The organism is Lactobacillus sp. 3B(2020) (assembly GCF_013487845.1).
Lineage (GTDB): Bacteria > Bacillota > Bacilli > Lactobacillales > Lactobacillaceae > Limosilactobacillus > Limosilactobacillus alvi.
Genome location: NZ_CP047410.1, coordinates 1,940,809 through 1,961,782, shown reverse-complemented (window position 1 = coordinate 1,961,782; position 20,974 = coordinate 1,940,809). Strand labels below are relative to the sequence as shown.

The 20,974-nt window shown below is 45.5% G+C and carries 20 protein-coding genes; 16 read left to right on the top strand and 4 right to left on the bottom strand.

Features of this window, described 5'->3' with window-relative positions:
• Nucleotides 1–249: 249 nt before the first annotated feature.
• The 10 genes from GTO83_RS09745 (at nucleotide 250) to purD (ending at nucleotide 11,836) form a co-directional block, all read left to right on the top strand.
• A complete protein-coding gene (locus GTO83_RS09745) occupies nucleotides 250–1,593 on the top strand; it encodes an MFS transporter (protein ID WP_180870795.1) in 1,344 nt (447 codons plus the stop codon).
• 307 nt (nucleotides 1,594–1,900) lie between these two features.
• Nucleotides 1,901–2,620 carry a phosphoribosylaminoimidazolesuccinocarboxamide synthase gene (gene purC, locus GTO83_RS09740; RefSeq protein WP_180870793.1) on the top strand — a complete coding sequence of 240 codons (720 nt, stop codon included), beginning with the start codon at nucleotides 1,901–1,903 and terminating at the stop codon, nucleotides 2,618–2,620.
• On the top strand, nucleotides 2,620–2,868 hold the full coding sequence (gene purS, locus GTO83_RS09735; RefSeq protein ID WP_180870792.1) for a phosphoribosylformylglycinamidine synthase subunit PurS: 249 nt from the start codon (nucleotides 2,620–2,622) through the stop codon (nucleotides 2,866–2,868). The genes purC and purS overlap by 1 nt, the downstream gene beginning before the upstream one ends.
• Nucleotides 2,865–3,539 (top strand): phosphoribosylformylglycinamidine synthase subunit PurQ, encoded by a 675-nt coding sequence (gene purQ, locus GTO83_RS09730; RefSeq protein ID WP_180870790.1) that lies wholly within the window; start codon nucleotides 2,865–2,867, stop codon nucleotides 3,537–3,539. The genes purS and purQ overlap by 4 nt, the downstream gene beginning before the upstream one ends.
• 30 nt (nucleotides 3,540–3,569) lie before the next feature.
• Nucleotides 3,570–5,798, top strand: coding sequence for a phosphoribosylformylglycinamidine synthase subunit PurL (gene purL, locus GTO83_RS09725; protein WP_180870788.1), 2,229 nt, complete (start codon nucleotides 3,570–3,572; stop codon nucleotides 5,796–5,798).
• The gene (gene purF, locus GTO83_RS09720) at nucleotides 5,774–7,237 is read left to right on the top strand and encodes an amidophosphoribosyltransferase (protein ID WP_180870787.1); all 1,464 of its coding nucleotides are present in this window, start codon (nucleotides 5,774–5,776) and stop codon (nucleotides 7,235–7,237) included. The genes purL and purF overlap by 25 nt, the downstream gene beginning before the upstream one ends.
• Complete coding sequence (gene purM, locus GTO83_RS09715) at nucleotides 7,234–8,268, top strand: phosphoribosylformylglycinamidine cyclo-ligase (protein WP_180870785.1); 1,035 nt, start codon at nucleotides 7,234–7,236, stop codon at nucleotides 8,266–8,268. The genes purF and purM overlap by 4 nt, the downstream gene beginning before the upstream one ends.
• A 23-nt stretch (nucleotides 8,269–8,291) precedes the next feature.
• Nucleotides 8,292–8,870, top strand: coding sequence for a phosphoribosylglycinamide formyltransferase (gene purN, locus GTO83_RS09710; RefSeq protein ID WP_180870783.1), 579 nt, complete (start codon nucleotides 8,292–8,294; stop codon nucleotides 8,868–8,870).
• On the top strand, nucleotides 8,870–10,402 hold the full coding sequence (gene purH, locus GTO83_RS09705; protein WP_180870781.1) for a bifunctional phosphoribosylaminoimidazolecarboxamide formyltransferase/IMP cyclohydrolase: 1,533 nt from the start codon (nucleotides 8,870–8,872) through the stop codon (nucleotides 10,400–10,402). The genes purN and purH overlap by 1 nt, the downstream gene beginning before the upstream one ends.
• A 177-nt stretch (nucleotides 10,403–10,579) precedes the next feature.
• On the top strand, nucleotides 10,580–11,836 hold the full coding sequence (gene purD / locus GTO83_RS09700) for a phosphoribosylamine--glycine ligase (protein WP_180870779.1): 1,257 nt from the start codon (nucleotides 10,580–10,582) through the stop codon (nucleotides 11,834–11,836).
• Between the two features lie 93 nt (nucleotides 11,837–11,929).
• Here the strand turns inward: purD and GTO83_RS09695 are convergent, their stop codons facing one another.
• A complete protein-coding gene (locus GTO83_RS09695; protein ID WP_180870777.1) occupies nucleotides 11,930–12,199 on the bottom strand; it encodes a phage tail tip lysozyme in 270 nt (89 codons plus the stop codon).
• Nucleotides 12,200–12,592: 393 nt separating this feature from the next.
• Between GTO83_RS09695 and GTO83_RS09690 the strand changes: the two genes are divergently transcribed.
• Complete coding sequence (locus GTO83_RS09690) at nucleotides 12,593–13,144, top strand: L,D-transpeptidase (protein WP_255463204.1); 552 nt, start codon at nucleotides 12,593–12,595, stop codon at nucleotides 13,142–13,144.
• 125 nt (nucleotides 13,145–13,269) lie between these two features.
• Here GTO83_RS09690 and GTO83_RS09685 read toward each other — a convergent pair whose 3' ends face one another.
• Nucleotides 13,270–13,506: a hypothetical protein gene (locus GTO83_RS09685; protein ID WP_180870774.1), complete on the bottom strand. Its 237-nt coding sequence runs from the start codon at nucleotides 13,504–13,506 to the stop codon at nucleotides 13,270–13,272.
• A 198-nt stretch (nucleotides 13,507–13,704) separates the two neighbouring features.
• Between GTO83_RS09685 and GTO83_RS09680 the strand changes: the two genes are divergently transcribed.
• Nucleotides 13,705–14,958: a D-alanyl-D-alanine carboxypeptidase family protein gene (locus tag GTO83_RS09680; RefSeq protein ID WP_180870773.1), complete on the top strand. Its 1,254-nt coding sequence runs from the start codon at nucleotides 13,705–13,707 to the stop codon at nucleotides 14,956–14,958.
• 304 nt (nucleotides 14,959–15,262) lie between these two features.
• Here the strand turns inward: GTO83_RS09680 and GTO83_RS09675 are convergent, their stop codons facing one another.
• Together GTO83_RS09675 and GTO83_RS09670 are read right to left on the bottom strand one after the other, a co-directional pair.
• Nucleotides 15,263–15,880, bottom strand: coding sequence for a carbonic anhydrase family protein (locus GTO83_RS09675; RefSeq protein ID WP_180870771.1), 618 nt, complete (start codon nucleotides 15,878–15,880; stop codon nucleotides 15,263–15,265).
• A 224-nt stretch (nucleotides 15,881–16,104) separates the two neighbouring features.
• Nucleotides 16,105–17,610 carry a DUF2325 domain-containing protein gene (locus GTO83_RS09670; protein WP_180870769.1) on the bottom strand — a complete coding sequence of 502 codons (1,506 nt, stop codon included), beginning with the start codon at nucleotides 17,608–17,610 and terminating at the stop codon, nucleotides 16,105–16,107.
• Between the two features lie 190 nt (nucleotides 17,611–17,800).
• Between GTO83_RS09670 and GTO83_RS09665 the strand changes: the two genes are divergently transcribed.
• The 4 genes from GTO83_RS09665 to GTO83_RS09650 all read left to right on the top strand — a co-directional run bounded on the left by GTO83_RS09665 (nucleotide 17,801) and on the right by GTO83_RS09650 (nucleotide 20,967).
• Nucleotides 17,801–18,205 (top strand): phosphate-starvation-inducible protein PsiE, encoded by a 405-nt coding sequence (locus GTO83_RS09665; protein ID WP_180870768.1) that lies wholly within the window; start codon nucleotides 17,801–17,803, stop codon nucleotides 18,203–18,205.
• A 352-nt stretch (nucleotides 18,206–18,557) separates the two neighbouring features.
• Nucleotides 18,558–19,253 (top strand): 2,3-diphosphoglycerate-dependent phosphoglycerate mutase, encoded by a 696-nt coding sequence (locus tag GTO83_RS09660; protein ID WP_180870766.1) that lies wholly within the window; start codon nucleotides 18,558–18,560, stop codon nucleotides 19,251–19,253.
• 186 nt (nucleotides 19,254–19,439) lie between these two features.
• Nucleotides 19,440–20,420 (top strand): hypothetical protein, encoded by a 981-nt coding sequence (locus tag GTO83_RS09655; protein WP_180870765.1) that lies wholly within the window; start codon nucleotides 19,440–19,442, stop codon nucleotides 20,418–20,420.
• A gap of 169 nt (nucleotides 20,421–20,589) precedes the next feature.
• Nucleotides 20,590–20,967, top strand: a complete 378-nt coding sequence (locus GTO83_RS09650) for a cupredoxin domain-containing protein (protein ID WP_180870763.1) — start codon at nucleotides 20,590–20,592, stop codon at nucleotides 20,965–20,967.
• Nucleotides 20,968–20,974 lie beyond the last annotated feature (7 nt).

Here is a 20,974-nt window from a genome sequence, read left to right as displayed (position 1 = left end):
CTTCATTAGTGGCCTTTTCGTTATCGATGAATCTACGGTTGGTAGATCCAATTCGGCCTTGCCGAGGTCCGCTTATGAAACGCGTTCTAGTGCTAGTGAAGGAGTTAAAAGTTTGTCTTTAGAAAATCTTAACGTCTATTGGTCAACAATTGTCAAATCAACCGTTGAGACTGGCTAAAAATGGACCATTTTAGCGGGTGAATTTGCGTCGTTTTCGAAATTTTGATACGGTAATAGTAATGAAATCGAATGAAAACGAACAAAGGAGACGGTAATATCGAAGTAGTTAAACGAGAACTCAAGAATTTTAAAAAGGCGCCGTTTTTGAAATTACATGCCTTAATTTACATTGCGATTGTCCTCGGTCAGTTTGTTTGTGGTTATACTTTAGGGATTGCCGGTACCGCCTTTGGTAGTGCCCAAACCCAGCTGGGCTTTTCCAATACTTGGCTAGGTCTCCTCGGGGCCGGTGCTTTGATCGGTTTAGCTGGGAGTGCCCTCATGGGAAAGATCGCTGACCAATTTGGCCGAAAACAAATGTTAATGGCAAATATGTATGTCTTTACGATCCTTTCAATTCTCCAGTTCTTCTTTAACTCGCCGGCAGTGCTTTTTGGGCTTCGGATTGGGCTCGGGTTGATGATGGCGATTGATTATACCGTCGGGAATGCCCTCCTAATCGAATGGCTCCCGAAAGAAGAAGGACCCCAAAAACAAAGTAATCTACTACTATATTGGTCACTTGGTTTTGCCCTTTCATTCTTAATTGGGAATGTGAATATTGATTGGCACTGGTTGTTAGCTTCTTCGGCTATTGGCAGTTTATTAACGGCAGTCTTTCGCTCCATCATCAAAATTCCGGCCTCGCCAGCTTGGCTTGCTAGTCATGGAAAGCCCAAACGGGCCCAAAAAATTGTCCAACGGCGGTTAGGACCAAAGTGGGGGTTACCCAAGAAGTGGTTCCACGTGAAACCGGCGCAGGAAGTTTCCATCAAAATGCTCTTTAGTAAACAATACTGGCGAAATACGGTTGTGGGCAGTGCCTTTTATGCGACCCGAGCCTTTGCCTTTTTTGGGGTTAGTATTTTTCTTCCCGTCTTGTTAAAGAGTATGGGAGTTACCAACGCCTTTCTATCAGGGAGCTTATACAATCTAGCGTTAGTTGGCGGTTGTGTGATTGGTTTGCTAGTCTTCAACCATGTGGGCCGGCGGCCATTTCTCTTAGTTACCTTTGGGGTTTCGTCCCTCTGCCTCTTTGTGATGGCGCTCAGTTCGCATCTTGCTGGTAATCTGCTTTTGATAATCTTCACGGTCTTTGCGGTAACTTTATCAGCGTCCCTGTTACTGGATTACACATATACGACTGAATTATTTGATGTTAAAGTCCGGGCTACCGGGGTCGGATTTGTTATCATGATGAGTCGGGTTGGGGCCGCTGCCGGGACCTTCGTCTTACCCGTGGTTATTAGCGTTGCAGGGCCTGCCATAACAATGATGCTTTGTGGCGGGGTGTTACTCCTTGGGGCGGGAATCTGTTTCTTCTTGGCTCCGGAAACGAATCTGCAAACTGTAGCGGTAAGGACGACCGATTAAGCGAAGCCTTGCAAAGCAAAGTTTTGATCACGGTTAGTGAACTATTTAAAAAGTAAATATCAAAGTGCTAATTTGGATGCTCAAATGCAATCTAAGTTAGCACTTTTTTATTTTCCGAACAATTCACTGTTGATTATAAGGGTAAGGGATTAGATAAAACATTAAACCGAATGATGATAACTTAACATCTTTAATTATTCAGCTTTTTCTTGAAACTAAAATAACTTTCTGCTATTCTTTACTTGTAATTGCGAATTATATTGTCGTATTTTCATTTTAATGTTCGGATTTGATAAGGAGAAAGACTTTGGAAAAGCTTTTGTATGCCGGGAAGGCAAAAGAGATGTGGTCAACTGATGACCCTGAAGTATTGCGGGTTGTGTATTTGGATCAAGCAACGGCTTTGAATGGTAAAAAGAAAGATCATTTTGCCGGGAAGGGTCAAGCTGCTAAGGCGATTTCGGATTTAGTCTTCCATTATTTGATTGAACACGGGATTGAAACCCACTTTATTAAGCAACTTTCGCCAACGGAAGATTTAGTTAAGCGGTGCGAAATGGTACCTCTTGAATTTGTTACCCGGAATGTGGTTGCGGGTCATTTTGCTTCCCGTTATGGCTTAGAAGAAGGGCAAAGCCTGCCGCACCCCGTTCAAGAAACCTTTTACAAGTCAGATCAGTTAGACGATCCTTTTATTAATGCTTCCGCAACGACAGCGTTGGGGTTCGCCACTGATGAAGAACTGAAGCAAATGTGGAACCTTTGCCAACGAGTTGATGACTTGCTACTCCCCCTCTTTAAAAAGGCCGGCATGCAATTGGTTGACTTTAAGTTGGAATTCGGGCGCCTTAGTGATGGTCATATTATCTTGGCGGATGAATTTTCTCCTGATAATTGCCGTCTTTGGGATTTAGCAACCAAGGACCACTTGGACAAGGATGTTTACCGGCGCCACTTAGCTGATTTAACTACAACCTACGAAGCAGTTTTTCACCGTCTACAAGCTGTCATTAAGGAGGAAGCCTAATGCAAGTCCGGATTTTCGTTACCTATAAGCAATCAGTTTTTGATCCCCAAGGGGAAACGATTAAGGATGCTATCCATACCTTGGGTCACCAAGAAGTCGAAGCGGTAAAGGTAGGGAAGTTCTTTGATGTAACTTTTGCTCCTGATACTAAGGATGTTGAAGCCGCGGTCAAGGAAATCGCTGATCAACTATTGGTTAACTTTAATATGGAAACATACACCTACCAAGTGATGGAGGATGCAGAATGAAAATTGCCGTAATCGTTTTTCCAGGCTCCAATTGTGACCTTGATATTTACGAAGCCTTACACACGGTGTGTCAAGCCGATGTTGAGTACGTTCCCCATAAGGCAACGAGTCTTGCCGGCTTTGATGCTGTAATGATACCGGGTGGTTTTTCTTACGGTGACTACCTCCGGGCCGGAGCAATTGCGCGCTTTGCGCCAGTGATGAAGGAAGTTATTCGGCTAGCCAAGGAAGGAAAGCCAGTCTTTGGAACTTGCAACGGGTTCCAAATTCTAACGGAAGCCGGGCTCTTGCCAGGCGCCTTGAAGCGCAATGATAGTCAACAATTTGTCTGCAAGACGGTGCCTTTGGAAGTGGTTAATAATCAAACTATTTTCACCAAGCAATACGAAGCTCACGAACGGATTAACTTACCAATTGCCCATGCTGATGGTAGTTACTACGCTGATCAAGCCACTTTGGATGCTCTGGAAGCTAATCACCAGGTGGTTTTCCGTTACGCTGAAGAAAATCCAAATGGCAGTTTAAACAATATCGCCGGGATTACTAACCAAGCGGGAAATGTCTTAGGGATGATGCCCCACCCCGAACGGGCCGTGGAAGCTATTCTTGGTAATACCGATGGACTACGCTTATTCAAATCCTTGTTAACCTACGGCACGGTCAAGGCTTAATTCACGCATCAAGGGAGACGGAGGAAGATCATGAAAGCAGCAATGACACCGGAAGAAATTAAAGCCCAAAAGCCTTACTTGGACTGGAGTTTATCCGAACGCGAATACAACTACATTAGTGAAAAACTTCTGGGCCGGTTACCTAACTACACCGAAACGGGTTTGTACTCGGCCATGTGGAGTGAACACTGTTCATATAAGAAATCAAAGCCGGTTTTGCGGCTTTTCCCGAACAAGAACGCCCGGGTTTTACAAGGTCCTGGTGAAGGGGCCGGGGTTGTCGACATTGATGATGGCCAAGCGGTTGTTTTCAAGGCCGAAAGTCATAACCACCCGTCAACGGTTGAACCGTACCAAGGGGCAGCCACTGGGATTGGGGGGATCCTGCGGGACATTTTCTCCATGGGGGCGCGGCCAATTGCTTCCTTAGATTCCCTCCATTTTGGTGAACTTGATAACCCCACGATGAGGATGAAAGTCCAAAATACCGTTAAGGGGATTGGGGACTATGGTAACTGCATGGGGATTCCAACGGTGGCTGGGGAAACCACCTTTGATCCTTGTTACTCCGGAAACCTCTTAGTTAACGCCATGAGTGTTGGCCTGATGAACCAAAAGGACCTCCAAAAAGGGACGGCCAACGGGATTGGCAACGCCGTGATGTATGTTGGTGCTAAAACTGGTCGGGACGGAATCCACGGGGCCACCTTTGCCTCTGCCGATTTCTCCGATGAAAATGCCACTCAACGGTCAGCGGTGCAAGTTGGGGATCCCTTCATGGAAAAGCTCCTGATGGAAGCCTGCTTAGAGTTAATTGAAAAGCATCCCGATTGGTTAGTCGGGATCCAAGATATGGGCGCGGCCGGAATTGTTTCTTCCAGTGCTGAAATGGCCTCGGAAGGGCAGGCCGGAATGGACTTGGACCTTGACCTTGTTCCACAACGGGAACCAAACATGTCGGCTTACGAAATTATGCTTTCGGAATCCCAAGAGCGGATGCTTCTCTGTGTGGTTAAGGGACACGAAGCGGATGTCAAAAAGATCTTTGACTTCTACGATCTTGAAGCCGTCACGATTGGTCGGATCACGGCAGGTCATAACTATGTCCTTCACCATGATGGCCAAGTTGTTTGTGACATCCCAGTTTCCACTTTAACCGATGATGTTTTAGAAGAAGCAAGTGAAGAACGGGAACCCGCTCGGCTTCAAGCTGCCAAAGCCCAACACGCTTGGCAACCAACAATTCTGAATGCGGAAGCAACCCTTCGGCAACTCTTAGCTCAAAGTACGATTGCGGATAAATCAGCTTTCTACCAACAATATGATTCCCAGGTACGGACCTCAACCGTCTTTGGTCCTGGTTCCGATGCTGGGGTGATCCGGGTCCGGGGAACTAAGAAGGGCTTAGCCATGACGACCGATGGAAACGGCCGCTTTGTTTACCTTGATCCAGAGATTGGCGGAAAGTTAGCACTGACCGAAGCCGTTACTAATATCATTGCCACCGGTGCTCAACCCCTTGCCATCACCGACTGTTTAAACTACGGTGACCCGAACGACCCGGAAATCTTCTGGGAACTTCATCACTCCGTAATGGGAATGGCCGAAGCGTGCCGGGTTTACGATACGCCCGTCATTTCCGGGAATGTTTCCTTATATAACGAAAATAACGGCCAAGCCATTCACCCAACGCCAATGGTCGGCATGGTTGGTTTGATTAAAGATATCAACCATGTGATTCCTTCCTTTGCCCAAAATGCGGGTGATCAAGTTTATCTTGTGGGGCAAACGGGGAACGACTTTGCTGGTTCTGAACTGCAAAAGCTGATGCTTGGTGACATTAGCGGGGTCTTGAACGATATCGACTTAACTCAAGTCCAAGCTTATAGCCAACGCCTTTTGCGGGAAATGCAAGCTGGCCATGTTGCTTCAGCCCACGATTTAGCTGAAGGGGGCTTGGCAGTGGGCTTAGCCGAAACCTTATTTAACACTGATTTGGGGATGAACCTCGACTTAACCCACCTAACCGCCGCCCAACTTTTCGCCGAAACCGGCGGCCGGTTTATTGTGACCGTTCCAGCTGAAGCTACGCCTGATTTTGAAGCTGCCATGGGTTCAGATGCCCAAAAGGTTGGGGAAGTAACTGCCAGTCACTGGCTCCAAGCCCGTTATCAAGGTGGCGAACTAAACGCTGCAGTGGCAGAATTACAAACAGTTTGGAAGGAGGCTATTCCATGCCAGCTGAAGTCAAAAGCTTAAATGAAGAGTGTGGCGTCTTCGGGGTATTTGGCGCCCCCGATGCCAACCATTTAACTTACCTTGGCCTGCATACGCTCCAACACCGGGGCCAAGAGGGGGCCGGGATTGTTACTACGGATGGACAAGAAATGTACCAATACCGTAACCGAGGGCTACTAGCCCACGTTTTTCGGAACCAAGCCGATCTCGATGGCTTAGTTGGTGAAGCCGCCATTGGTCACGTTCGCTATGCGACAGCCGGTCGGCAAACTTTAGCTAACGTCCAACCCTTCCTCTTTAACTTTCACGATGGCGATGTTGCCTTAGCCCACAACGGAAACTTAACTAATGCGGTTACTCTCCGCCGGCAACTGGAGGATGAAGGTGCCGTTTTCCAATCCGACTCGGATTCCGAAATTTTAATTCACTTAATCCGCAAGCATATTAAGGCAGGCTTTATTCCAGCGTTAAAGCAAAGCCTGAATGAAGTCCATGGTGGGTTTGCCTTCCTCTTACTCCAAAAGGATCGCTTAATTGCGGCTTTAGACCCGAATGGGTTGCGACCCTTAGTGATTGGCCAAATGGAAAATGGCGCTTATGTGATTGCCAGTGAATCTTGTGCCTTAGATATTGTTGGGGCCAAGTTAATCCGGGATGTTCAACCCGGGGAAATAATCATTGTTGACCAGGATGGCCTCCATACTGACCGCTTTACGGACAAGACCCAGTTGGCAATTTGTTCAATGGAATTTGTTTACTTTGCCCGGCCGGACTCAATTATCCATGGAGTGACCGTTCACAATGCCCGCAAACAAATGGGGCGGCTTTTAGCACAAGAACACCCTGTGGATGCCGACATTGTAATTGGGGTGCCCAATTCATCGCTTTCGGCGGCTTCCGGGTACGCTGAAGGAAGTGGCTTACCCTATGAAATGGGCTTGATTAAGAGCCAATACGTTGCCCGGTCCTTTATTCAACCCACGCAAGCCTTACGGGAACGAGCCGTGGCCCTAAAGCTTTCGGCCGTGCGGGGGGTCGTCGCTGGTAAGCGAGTGGCGGTGGTGGATGACTCCATCGTCCGGGGAACGACCTCCCAAAAGATCGTTAAAATGCTTCGCGATGCGGGGGCTAAGGAAGTTCACCTTCTAATTGCTTCCCCACCATTCCGCTTCCCATGTTTCTACGGGATTGATATTTCGACCCGGTCCGAATTAATGGCGGCTCATTATTCGGTTGAAGAAATGCGGAAAAAGATTGGGGCTGATTCGCTCAACTTCCTGAGCGTGGAAAATTTGGTGAAGGCGATTAACTTGCCTGATACCGGGGATGCGCCATATCAAGGATTGACGGTTGCTTACTTTAACGGTGATTATCCAACGCCACTCTATGATTACGAAGCCAGCTATCTAGCTTCTTTCAATGCCCAAGAAAAACGGATGCGAAAGGAACAACTCAAATGAATCGTTATCAAGCCGCCGGTGTTGATGTAAATGCCGGTTACGAAATGGTCAAAAAGATTAAAGCGGACGTGGCTTCCACCAAGCGGCCCGGTGTAATGGGTGGGATTGGTAGTTTTGGTGGCCTCTTTGATTTAGGAAGCTTGAACTACCGCCATCCGGTGTTAGTGGCTGGAACTGACGGGGTCGGGACCAAATTAATGATTGCCCAGGCCCTAAACCAGCCGGCCACGGTTGGGATTGATTTGGTTGCCATGTGTGCCAACGATGTCTTGGCCCAAGGAGCGGAACCGCTTTTCTTCTTGGATTACATTGCCACGGGGAAAAATGAACCAACCAAAATGGCAGCCCTAGTCCAAGGAGTTACCGAAGGTTGTCGCCAAGCCGGCTGTGCCCTAATTGGAGGAGAAACGGCCGAAATGCCTGATATGTATGCGATCGAAGAATATGATTTAGCGGGGACTTTAACCGGGGTGGCAGAAAAAGGTCAGCTCCTAGATGGTAGTCAAGTCAGTGCTGGGGATATCTTGATTGGTTTACCATCTAGTGGGATCCATTCCAATGGTTTTTCCCTCGTCCGCCAAATCGTGAAGGAAGCTGGTTTGCAGTATACCGATCACGTTGACCAACTGGGTGATCAAACCTTGGGAGAAGCTTTATTAACCCCGACTAAGATTTACGTTAAGCCGGTTTTACCACTAGTTAAAGCTGGGTTAGTCCACGGAATTGCCCACATTACCGGGGGTGGTTTACCAGAAAACCTGCCACGGATGTATGGGGATGAACTGCAAGCTGTGGTGGACCCGGCCAAATGGGAGCGGCCCGTAATCTTTGACTGGTTAATTAAAACCGGCCACTTGAACCGAGAAGATGCCTTTGGGACCTTTAACATGGGGCTAGGTTTGATCTTAGCGGTAAAGCCGGATCAAGTAGCTACCGTTCAAGCCCAGTTGACCAAGCAGGGTGAAACAAACTTTGTTGTTGGGAAAATTCAATCTCGCCCAGCAGATGCGGATAAATTACAAATTCTGTAGTCTAGATAATAGGAAGGAAAAAGATGCGAGTTGCAGTTTTAGCGTCCGGTAACGGAACCAATTTCCAGGTCATTGCCGAACATTATCAGAATCATGATTTGCCAGGGGAGTTGGCCCTCCTCTTTTGTAACCACCCAACGGCGCCGGTAATGCAACGGGCGGAAAAGTTCAACGTTCCCGCCGAAGCCTTTACGGTTAAAGATTGTGGTAGTAAAGAAGCTTATGAAGCCCGCCTGCTAAAGCTTTTGCAGGCTTACCAGATTGATTTTATTGCCCTGGCTGGCTACTTACGGGTGGTTGGGTCAACGATTCTGGCAGCCTTTCCGAACCGGATTGTCAATTTGCATCCGGCTTTATTACCGAAGTACCCAGGCTTACATTCGATTGAACGGGCTTTTGATGCAGGCGAAAAGGAAACCGGGGTAACGGTGCATTATATCGATGCCGGTCTGGACTCTGGTCCCATCATTGCTCAACGCGCGGTACCAATTTTACCAACGGATACCGTTGAAAGTCTGGAAACGCGGGTACATGAAGTTGAACATCAACTTTACCCAACTGTTTTGAAACAAGTATTAACGTCATTGGAGGAGGAAAACTAATGCGTGCCTTAGTAAGTGTATCGGATAAGACTGGTTTAGTTCCATTTGTACAAGGATTAGTAGCGGCGGGCTTTGAAATTGTCTCAACTGGTGGGACCAAGCGGGTGTTGGATGAAGCTGGTGTCCCAACGATTGGAATTGAAGAAGTAACCGGCTTTCCAGAAATTTTAGATGGCCGAGTTAAGACTCTTCATCCTAAGGTCCATGCCGGCTTACTGGCCCGACGGAACCGGGAAGATGATATGGCTACTTTGGCAGAAAAGCACATCACCCCAATTGACCTGGTTTGTGTTAACCTTTATCCATTTAAGGAAACGATTGAAGACCAAACTAAGGACTTAGCTGATGCGATTGAAAATATTGATATCGGTGGTCCTTCGATGATCCGGGCAGCGGCCAAGAACTACCAAGATGTCACAGTTGTGGTTGACAATGCCGATTATGACCGGGTTTTGGCTGCGATTAAAGAAGATGGTCACACGAGCTTGGCTCTCCGGGCGGACCTAATGGCCAAGGCCTTCCGCCACACGGCTGCTTACGATGCCGTAATTGCCAACTACTTGACTAAGCGCTTGGCAACCACTGAAGCCCAAAGTTTAACCTTGACCTTTGATAAGGAAGCAACTTTGCGTTACGGGGAAAACAGTCACCAAAAGGCTACCCTTTACCGGGATGCGGTGCCAACAACCAACTTCTCTCTCCTGCAAGCAAAGCAACTTCATGGTAAGCAACTTTCCTACAACAACATCAAGGACGCTGATGCTGCAATGCGGACGATCCGGGAATTTAGTGAACCAACCGTCGTAGCGATGAAGCACATGAACCCATGTGGGATTGGGACGGGTGAAACCCTTGAAACCGCTTGGGACCGGGCTTACAAGGCCGACTCCGTTTCAATCTTTGGTGGAGTAATTGCCCTTAACCGACCGGTTGACTTAGCAACGGCGGAAAAGATGCACCAAATCTTCTTGGAAATCATCATTGCCCCAAGCTTTGATGATGACGCTTTGGCCGTCTTGGAAAAGAAGAAGAACGTCCGCTTACTCCAAGTTGACTTTGATGCTCCAGAAGAACCGGAACCAGAACTTGTTTCCGTGATGGGGGGCCTCTTAGTTCAAGACGAAGACGTCTTACCAGAAAAGACTAGCGACTGGACGGTTGCGACCGAAGTCCAACCAACCAAGGAACAACTAGCGGCAATGATGTTTGCTTGGCGCGCCGTTAAGCACGTCAAGTCTAACGCCATCGTGGTGGCTAATGGTGAACGGACCCTTGGAGTGGGGGCCGGTCAACCAAACCGGATTGACTCCTTGAAGATCGCCGTTAAGCACGCCGGTGAAGATGTCAAAGGGGCTGTGATGGCTTCTGATGCCTTCTTCCCATTTGATGACTGTGTTAAGTTCGCCGCTGAACACGGGATCAAGGCCATTGTCCAACCCGGTGGTTCCATCCGCGACCAAGAATCAATCGATGCTGCCAACGCCGCCGGGGTTGCCATGGTCTTTACCGGAGTACGGCATTTTAGACATTAGCAAAAAGCACTTTGCCGGGAATTTGCGATGATAAGCGAAAAGAACCGTGAAGCCGGGTTTAAGGTGCTACTTTGATTGAGAGTATGATTCATAAATGGAGCTAGATTACGTAAGATGTAGGCGAACAGGAGTAATACCTACGATCCGCAAAGCATCTAATATCAGAAAGGAAAGATCATGAGCGAAGGGAAAAATGTCTTAGTTATTGGTTCCGGTGGCCGGGAATTTGCGATTGCCAAGGCCCTCAAACAAAGTGAACATGTCAATCATGTTTACTGTGCTCCGGGCAACGTTGGGATGCCAACAGTCGGGGTGGAACCAGTTGCCATTGCAGAAAATGACTTTGCCGCTTTGATTAAGTTTGCTAAGGAACATCAAGTTACTTGGACCTTTGTGGGCCCAGAAACGGCTTTGGTCGATGGCATTGTTGACGAATTTCACCAAGCAGGATTAAAGATCTTTGGTCCTGATGCTCGGGCGGCCCAATTAGAAGGCTCGAAGGACTACGCCTTGAACTTTATGCAACAAGCTAAGGTACCAACGGCTAAGCATACGACTTATGATCAATTAAACGCGGCCCGGGAAGGGTTGGACCAATATGGCTTCCCAGTGGTAATTAAAGCAAACGGTCTTGAAGGGGGCAAAGGGGTCGTGATTGCGCCTGATCAAGCAAGTGCAGCCGTAACTCTTACCCAAATGTTTCAAGCCGGGCAAACCCGGGTAGTCTTAGAAGAATGCTTGCAAGGACCGGAATACTCTCTCTTTGTCCTCATTGAAAATGGTCAATACCGGATCTTGCCAATGGCCCAAGACCATAAGCGAGCTTATGATCAAGATAAGGGTCCTAATACGGGAGGAATGGGAGCTTACAGTCCGCTTCCACAATTGGCGGATGCCGATTATCAACGGATGATTGATGAAGTCGTTAAGCAGACAGTAAAGGGCCTCGTTGATGGTGGTTATCATTACCACGGAATTTTGTACATTGGTTTAATGTTGACGGCGGCTGGTCCGAAAGTGATTGAATATAATGTTCGCCTTGGCGATCCTGAAACTCAAGTGATTTTGCCGCGGTTAAAGACGGATCTTTTTGAATTGGTGGATGCCTGCTTGAACGATGAGGAACTCCCCCAAGTTGAAGTGCATGAACAAGCAGTTTTGGGGGTCGTCCTAGCGGCTAAAGGCTATCCAACTAATCCGGTTCACGGTCAAAATCTAGGAACTTTCCCTGCCAAACCGGGAATCACCATTGACTACGCGAACGTGGCTGGTGACTTAACTAAGCTCACTGGGGCTGGCGGACGCCTACTAATGGTAATTAGTGAAGCTGATGATTTAAAGACCGCCCAAGCGAATGTTTACACCTACATTAACCAATTAGATGTACCGGAGTGTGAATACCGACATGATATTGGGGATAAGGCATTAAAATAAACAGCCGAGCTTTTTAGAGCAAACTTAAAAATAGTAATAATAAAAAAGTGCTAGAAACCAACGTTTTCAGTAACGTGGCTTCTGGCACTTTTTTTAAGTTGCTTCACCTGATTGGTGGCTACCACTTGCAAAGTAAGTATACCAGTAGTTTGCATAATCAACACGTACTGGTTGATAAGTGACCGCAGGATGTTCAAAGTTAGCATTGAAAATCATCGCTAGGTTATATGCTGATTGAGTACCCCTTATGTACTGACTAGTAGTCATTGAGGTATTAGTAGTAATTAAAGCAGTATTGTGAATAATTGTCGGATTTGCATCATTGACTAAAAACGAATCATTTTTAGCTAACAGCCTGTTCACTAGGAGTTGATTCACTATTAGCTGGATTTGAGTTTACCTGAGCATTAGCGTTGATAAGGAAAAGGGCAGTCGGAGTTATTAACGCAGTCATAAATTTCTATTCTAACAAGAAATCAGATCCTTTGTTTAAGATTGAAAGAGCTCTCACAATGACTATAATAGTTTTTAGTTGAGAAACGTCAATACTTTTTCACATCTTTTCACAATTTTTTTAATAATACCCAGTAACATGTGTTGATTATAGGCAACGATGAGTTAAACTGGAGGTTGTTTATAAGGAAAAAGATTCGCAGAGGGATACAGATAATGAGTAAGAAAATTAGAATCTTCTATTGGTGCTTTTTTGCGACTGTCCTAATTACTTGCTTTAATCTAGAACGAAATCGGCTTCACATGAAAGTAGATGCCAATGTTCGCCAGGTAAAGGTCACCACTGCTAGCACACTAACCGCATCGTCGGCGCATATGCGAACGCCAATTGATTGGCGTAAATCTTCGGAAACGGTGTCCTATCCAGATTTGAGTAAAGTTAAAAACTTCTGGATTAAGGTGAGCTTAAAGCAAAATCGAACTTACTTATACGATGGCAATAAGCTAATTTATACGATGTATAGTACTGGTGGTATGTATAAAAAGAATCCGCAAACTGGAAAGCTAGAAAGTATGACCCCAACCGGAACTTTCTATGCCCAAGCGGAACGAGGAACTTCGTTTTTCAATAGTTCCCTCAATGAAGGGGCAAACTACTATGTTTCGTGGAAGGATCATGGAGTTTACCTTTTCCATAGTGTTCCTACCAAGGCCGGTGGAGCTTATAACGTAAAAGAGGCTGATAAACTGGGGAAGTCGACTGGTTCACATGGTTGTATCCGCCTGTCGATTCCGGATGCAAAATGGATGTCGGCTAATTTACCAGTGGGAACCAAAATTGTGATTGAAAACTAAGTAACCGTGACTTAGGGGAAAGTTGGTTACTTACGTTGGTATAGTTTTTAAACGATATTTGGAGCAAAAAAAGCGACTGGGAAGAAAATTTGAAAATTCTCCAGTCGCTTAGGTTGTTTAATTTATTAATCATCTGGACTTAAGTAATCTAGCAAGGCCTTAAAAAAGAGGCAGACGTTTAGCACGATAAAAAGCCGAAAGAAGATCCCGGCAGGGACAATGCGCAAATGGTGGTAAATCAAGTGAAAACAGTCATAGATTAGGATGATTAAAATATAGAGCAAGTTAGCCCGAAAAATATCCTTTGACCACTTATGATTGATTGTGTATTGCCAAATTTGATCAAGCCATTCTTTAATCATCATTAAGCTCCTAACTGTAGAGAATATTTGCTAAAACAATTGCGGCTAAGGCAAAGCCGATGGCAGAAAGGTAGGCATCACGCAAATTTTCACGCATTTAAAATTCACCATTCTTTCGTAATTATTGGTTTCGATTGAATATATTACACGTTTTGAAATTTTTTTCAAGTTATCGTCAAAGTGAGTGGGAATATAATTATGAAACGCTTTATTAAGTTTATGACAGTAATACTAGTAACAGTTTTGGTTAGTACCATTCCAGCCAACGCTTGCGCTGCTGAGCAAGCCAATTTTTCCAATGCGAAGGCCTCGCTAATTGCGGATGCTAAATCGGGGCAGGTCATTTATGAACAAAATGCGAAGCAAAAGTTGCCGGTTGCTTCGATTAGTAAGTTATTAACGGTAATGGTGATTGCCGATGAAGTACGAGATGGTCAATTAAAGTGGACCCAACCGATTAAGATTTCTGCGGCCGTGGGCAAAATTTCCAATAATTCAGAATACTCAAGTATTGGCTTGCAGACTGGCAAGTCATATCCACTAAACCAACTCATGGCGGTGGCCCTTGTTAAATCGGCTGATGGAGCGACCTTAGCCTTAGCGGGGGCGACGGGAGATAGCACTGCTAGCTTTAACCAAAAAATGCAAAAGAAGGCCCGCCAAATTGGGGTGAAGGATGCCACGATTGTTAATGCTGTTGGTCTTCGTAACGGGGATTTACTTAAGAGTCAACGGGTGGCCGGAGTGGCAAATAAAGCTGAAAATGCGATGTCGGCCCGAGATGTGGCTAAGATTGCCACTTACTTTGTAAATCATTATCCGCACTTGGTCGAAATTGCTGGCTTAACTTCAACCACGATCCAAGCAACGAATGGCAAAGCTAAGACGGTGAAGACCATTAATAAACTTCTAACTGGTGGTTATGCCGTTAATGGGGTTCAATACTTAGGTTTAAAGACCGGGACTTCTGATAAGGCGGGGGCTTGTTTAGTTTCAGCCGCTAAGTATCAAGGCCGGACCTTAATCACCGTAGTTTTACATGCCAACGGCGGGAATGATGATCGCTTCACCCAAACCCAAAAGATGTATCAAGCCTTAGTTGATGAGTATGGTGCTCCCCAACAATTGCACTTGACCAAGCGCTATCAGACGATTCCGATAAAACATGGTCTACCCCTGAAAGTTAGGGTAGCTGCTCCAGCATTAAAAATTTGGATCCGGGGTGATGCTAAGGCACCTTATCACGCCAAAGTTGATCTTAAAAATTCCCTTGCTAAAAATGGAAACTTGCTAGCACCAATAAAAAAGGGAACGACGATCGGAACGATTACGGTTAAGCCTAAGGGGATGGCGAGCTTAAACTCCTATGGCTTAAAAGCACCATTAGTTACTCAACAGACCGTTAACCATGCTAGTTGGTTGAAGATCGCTTGGTACCGGATGGTTCATTAAAATAAAAGTGAGGATGGGAAAAAAGCTCCTTGACGGCCTGGTTGGGATAAGAAGAACGAAGGTTGATTCATTAGAATTGGCCTTTCGTTCGCACTTATCCGCTAAGGCCGTGATTTGGAGCGAACCAGCCAACTGGTTTGGCGTTTGTGAGCCCATGCAAGGCTGAATAGGTTGGTGCGACCGTTAGGGAAGCAACTACCATTCAGCTACTGCTTTGACCTTAGTTACTGAGTAACATTCGGAGATGACAAAGAGGGTGGGAAGAAACTTAAGTTTCTTCCCACCCTCCTCGTAACAGCTTATTTTATTGGTAAAGGGTAATTTTCGTTCCTTGTAAAATTGGTTGGCAAGCCCGGTGATTTTCAGGGAACGTTACGTGTAATTGACTAAGACTAGCTGGGGTGATGGTTACTGGCATCGTTAAAACGAGCCATTGAACGTTGGGGCTTAGTGGCGGGGTGGTTAAAGAACCGACATAGGCAAAGTAAGGACTTGGCGAGGTAAAAAGTTGATTTAAGTCCTTACTCGTTGCCGTTTCAGCTAGTACTTTAGTCAAGTCAAAGCCAGCGGGATTAACTTCACCAAACCGAGCCAAGACGAGATTTTCGCCGTTGGGGCCTTGGAAGACAAAGTGCATTTCCATGGCGTGGGCCTTACCATTAATAAGGTGTTCGCTCCCGTCGTGGAAGTGAACTCGTTGGAATTGATAAGTCGTGCCATGCCAAGTTAAAGTTCCCGTACCGTAAAATTGATCCCCGTGAACTTGCATATCTTTTTTCAGCGGGGTAGTCCCGGTAAAGTTGATCGTAATTGGTACCTTACTGTGGCCTGCTGATGATATTGAAGTAGGGAGGTCAATTGGTGATTGTTGGCTCTTCGGTCCATCCCAGCTAGCTTGCTTTGCATAATCTAGATATTCCATTGTGAAAACCTCATTCGTTAGCCTTAATAATTAAATTATAGCATGCTTTTGTTAACGCTTTCACCAAAAATATTTAGCAAGTGGTCAAATTTGTCTTTGACGTAACTATAATAAGGAAACGCACTAAACTGCAACCAGTCTTCCATTAAATTTCAAGTAAGAAGCTGATCGCCGACCTAGTTAATGTTTTTCGGATTGTCGCCCCACCTAAAAGAACTTGATTACTACTGGTTAGCTATCCCTACTGTATCAGCGGGGAAACCATTGGCAGCTCGGTAGAGGGCATCTTCGAATTGACCCATTGAGATTGTGTTAGCAATCGCAAAGTTAAAGCCAAATTGTTGCTGGAAGTCGTTGACGGCTTTGGAAGCCCCGTGGTGGGCCTTGCTCTTTACTAAGATAACAATATCAGCGGACTTCAACTTATTCTTTAAGTAAGCCTTTTGAGTCTTAAAGCTGTCGACGATGGTTGGTTGTCCGCCGTAAAGGCGAATCATTTGTTCATAGCTTTCGTGTTCTTGACGGTTACCAACTAAAACGGCGACGGTTTGCCCGCTTAGATCAATGCCGGGGTAACGTTTCTCGGTTGGTTGACTGGCAGTAGCTTCCAGCTTTTTACTTGGACTTGTCTTTTTAGCTGGGGCTTTAGCTGCGGCCTTTTCTTCTTCCGTCGGATAAGTCCACCGAATCCGCATAGAATCAGGATCATCAGTAAACCAAGCAAGTTGGACAATCGAACCCTTCCCAGCAACGAGGTTATCTTCGGGGAGTAAGAAAGCGTACTTCTTCCCGTCAACCATTAATGGTTCGTTGTTAGAATTAAAGGTGACCCGGAGATGGCGCTTGTGCTTTTGAACGACCCCAAAGTCAAAGGTTTGAATCTTGGCGGCGTCATCAAATTTAAGGTCGCCGAGGTGATCAATTGTCCGGATGGCTTTGTGAATAAAGATATCGTTGGGCCGAATATCGGCTTTAACAATTGATCCGGATTGCAGATTAAACTTCCGCACCATTGTTTCGCTGATGTGACCAGCTTCTTGGCCATTTTCAGTTAACAGGTCGGCCCCGACGAGTTGCCGTTGAATAACGTATTGGCTCTTTTGGCTACTGAATGGGGCTCGCGGTTGCTTTGGTTGGGTTTTTGCTAAGGCTTCCGTCATTGGGTTGTTAGTTTCAACGGGAGTCGGGGTAGTTGGGGTTGGCTTGACTTCCTTTGCTTGTGGCTTGGGCGCTGGTTGGCTTGGCTTAACTTGGTTTTTAATTGTCATAAAGTTAGCCTTCAGTTGGTTTAACCGAGGTTGCAAAGCCCTTTGATCTGCTTCCGAAAGATCCTTTAGCAGTTTTGTCATTTGATTATTAAGGTGATCAAACTTGACAGCGGCGGTTTTTGGTTGGTTAACTAAGCCTTGTAAAACTGGTTCCAAGCCCTTAATTTTGTTTAAGGCATCGTATTGGTGTCCAGTTAAGGGAACCTTAGTTGCTGAAGCTGGCTTAACCGGGGTTGACTTAACATGGTTAAGGTTAATTTCCGGGTTAGTCCGTTCAACGTGGCGCTTAATTTTGAAGTGCCGCGGTTGGTTAGTAGAGTGCTTGCTTTCGTAGTGGGGATGTTCACCAGCAGTAATTAAGTTTAGAGCTGCTTGGAGAATTTGTTGCCCCCGGATAAGTTCAGCGGGGGTATCACCGATATTTTCTAGGATCGTCATTAAGTCTTGACGGTAATCGTACATCTTCTCGACCTCCTTTTTGGGTATCATAACAATTCTAACAGGTTTTAAGCTCCAGAGGTAGTGAGGAAACCTGCTTGTTGCCCTGAGTTATTGTGCAATTGGAAAAATAAATTATCAAAAAAGTCTTAACTGGAAAATCATGGTTGAATTAAAAGAAGACGCATATAATAGTAGAAAACGGGGTGAAAACATGAAAAAATTCTATCAGTGGGCCGATAAAATAGGAGCCCTCTTGCAAGTTTTAAGTCTGATCTGTATTTCTTTGTTGGGGTTGGCGTTGATCTATTTTATGGTTGATGAATTAATTACGGTGGTAAAAATAAGCACGGTCACAACGGCCACTAACTACTACCTTCTCCTAGAAGGGGTTGTAACCTTCTTCCTCTTTTTCGAATTTGTCGCAATGGTAATTAATATTCTGCGGAACGGCGGCCATATTTCCGTTAACTTTTTACTTGGTTTAGGCATTACCGCCCTCGTCCGGTGGCTAATTACCGAACACGAAAAGTCCCTTGACGATTTGATCGTTTCCCTCGCTGTCCTCGCCCTTGTGGGTAGTACAATTCTTTTGGCGAAGTTTGTGCATGAAGATTAAAAATGGTCCGGAGCCAAATGCAAGGCAGTCAGCTCAATTTGAGGACGATTTTCTGATAAAACCAGATTAGATGTAGGCGTCCGCATTCCTAGAGGATTGGGGTTAAATTTAGTTGCTTGCGCCAAACTAACTCCCGCTAGCGCGATAGATGCTGCGCAAGTTGCACAAGATCTCAGATCTGTACGGAGTCAGAATCCAGATTTGCCCAGATTTTAGTTTGATTTTCCGAAAATAAATGAAAATTTTCACTAACCACCCGGCTTGCTCTTGGCAAGGAAGGTAATCTGATTTAAAATAATTGAGTATGGTGAATTTAACCGAGTTATCTTAAGAAGAAAGAGGTCAATTGAACATGGCTAAATTAGTTTTGATTCGTCACGGACAAAGTGAATGGAACCTTTCTAACCAATTTACTGGTTGGGTCGATGTCGACTTAAGCGAAAAGGGGGTTGCCCAAGCTAAGGCCGCTGGGAAGGCATTGAAGGAACACGGAATTGAATTTGATTACGCCTACACTTCAGTTTTGAAGCGGGCAATCAAGACCCTTCACTACGCTTTGGAAGGTTGCGACCAACTTTGGATTCCTGAATTCAAGACTTGGCGTTTGAACGAACGTCACTACGGTGCTCTTCAAGGCCACAACAAGAAGAAGGCGGCTGAAAAGTACGGGGACGAACAAGTTCACATCTGGCGTCGTTCATACGATGTTTTGCCTCCATTGTTGAGTGCTGATGACGAAGGTTCAGCTGCTAAGGACCGTCGTTACGCTAACTTGGACCCACGGGCTATTCCTGGTGGTGAAAACTTGAAGGTTACTTTGGAACGGGTTATTCCTTTGTGGGAAGACGAAATTGCGCCAAAGCTTTTGGATGGTAAGAACGTTATCATCGCAGCTCACGGTAACTCATTACGGGCACTTTCCAAGTACATCGAACAAATTTCAGACGAAGACATCATGAACCTTGAAATGGCAACTGGCCAACCAGTGGTTTATGACTTCGATGAAAAGTTAAACGTTTTGAGCAAGGAAAAGTACGAAATTGACTAGTAGTCGGTAAGGTGAAACATCCAAGATTACGGCAAAAGCGAGAAGAAGCACAGCATTCTTCTCGCTTTTTGCATTCCTAAAGAAGACTTATTTAAGCTTTGTTTAAGAGCGTGCTCTTTTGTGATAGATTTGGTATCATGGAAAACATGTAAGATCTGAAAAAAGAGAATGTTGGGAGGAATTTGATTGAAACTTTTTAATCGGAGGCAAGCGTCTAAATTTAATTCAACCGCCAAGCTTGACGGCATTAGCATTAAGGATTTTGCTAAGAGCCTCAAGGGCATGGTTAGTCGGAAGGAATACATGATGACAATGTGGCCTTTTGCCGGCTACTTTATTATTTGGTTAGCCTTAACGGGGCTGGGCCTTTACTTTGCCTATATGATGTTGGCTTCCTTATCAATGAGTTTGATGTACATCATGTACGGGATGATGTCGATGACGTCATTACTCTTCACCTTATTAGAATTTCTGGTGGTACTTTTCTTAGTTGCTACGGTTGGTTTTCTTTTCATGTGCTTGGTGGTGGCCGTTCAATTTGGTTACCAAGACCGGATTAACGACGAAAACAAGCAATTGACGCCAAGTTCAATCTGGCAACGGTTTAAGCACACCCGCAAGAATCAACTGTTACGGTTATGCTTATACAGTGGCTTATTCATCTTCTTATGGCAGTTACCATTAAGGGTTGTTGCAACGATCTGGGCTTCTAATAAGATTGTAGTGATAACTTGCCAAATCATTAACTACGTCATCGTGATTTGGAAGGGACTGCAATATTCCCAAGCCGTTTATCTTTACCGTTACAAGCAACCAGCTTTCTTGGGGCAATCCATGCGTCATGCTTTAACGGTAAGCAAACGGTATATGGCTGGCTTTAAGTTTAACCTCTTGTTGGTTGAAATCCTCTTTACCTACTTACCAGTCCTAGTATGGGGGGCCTTAACCGGGGGCTTAGTTTACTACGGGGAATACACAGCAACCAACCCCTTAATTTGGATTGGCGCGGTGCTCTTCGTGCTTGGCTACGCGATGATGATGCCATACTTAACCATGGTTTCCGCCCTTTACTTTGAAAAGACGAAGGCTAAGATCAAGGTTGATGGTCTTTACGAGGATACCTTTAAGCCAGTTGAAGAATTGACAGGAGAAGCTTTCAAAGATTAATTATTAAGTTTGACCGCTAACGAGGTTTAAAGCCTGGTTGGCGGTTTTTTATTGTCTTAGGCTAGGGCAAAACCCTAATTTAAGCAATTATCGTTGACAAACGTAAACTGTAGGCTATACTAAGAATTGTAGTAAGATTTACGGTTGTAAACGAAAGGCGGAATTTGAGATGGCACATGGGTTAGCGATTGGAATTGGAATAATATTAGTAGCTTTTATCCTGTGGTGGTTCTTCGGGAAGCATCAAGTATCAACGGCGGAAGCAACGGTGGTTGAAGGCGCAAAGAAGCAAACTGCCGATGTCTTAGTCGACGGGGGTTACAAGCCAGAAGTCGTAACCTTAAAGCAAGGGGTTCCGGCTACGTTGAAGTTTACCCGGAAGGACCCATCAACTTGTTTGGACCGGGTCGTTTTCCCGGAATGGGGAATTAACCGTCCCCTTCCCGAAGGCAAGACCGAAGAAATTAAGATTGACACCTCCCAAGCCGGTGAATTTGAATGGGCTTGTGGAATGGATATGTTCCATGGAAAGGTAATTGTAAAATAAAGGAGGA